This is a genomic window from Vibrio sp. ZF57 (assembly GCF_001691235.1).
GTDB classification, from domain to species: domain Bacteria; phylum Pseudomonadota; class Gammaproteobacteria; order Enterobacterales; family Vibrionaceae; genus Vibrio; species Vibrio crassostreae_C.
This window is the reverse complement of record NZ_MAKD01000120.1, coordinates 1-357: the sequence shown is the minus strand read 5'-3', so window position 1 is coordinate 357 and position 357 is coordinate 1. Positions and strand designations below refer to the sequence as shown.

At 52.1% G+C, this 357-nt stretch carries 1 protein-coding gene; it reads right to left on the bottom strand.

What is annotated here, in order from left to right; genetic code table 11:
* Window positions 1-357, bottom strand: a 357-nt coding sequence (locus A6D97_RS19070; RefSeq protein ID WP_139074328.1) for a cadherin-like domain-containing protein, incomplete at both ends; no start/stop codon positions are given.

The window sequence follows — 357 nt, the reverse complement described above, 5'->3', positions numbered from 1 at the left end:
CTGCCGTCATCATTAGCAACGACTGTTGCATCACCGTCAACCGTTAGGCTGCTAGCTGTTAGGTCATCGCCTTCTACGTCAGAAGCTTGCGATAGAAGCTGCTCTTGGCTTAGACGAATCGAACCGTCTTCGTCGATTGAGTACGCTAGGTCACCAGACACAGGCGCATCATCTACGGCAGTTACGCTTACGTCGATGTTTGCTGACACCGTATCGGTGCCGTCAGACACATCAAAACCGAAGTTTACGTCGCCATTGAAGTTTTCATTCGGCGCAAAGGTGTAAGTCCCGTTGCCGTTGTCGGTCAAGATACCGTCGCCGCCATCGTAGGTCACACCTTCAACCGTTAGGTTGTCG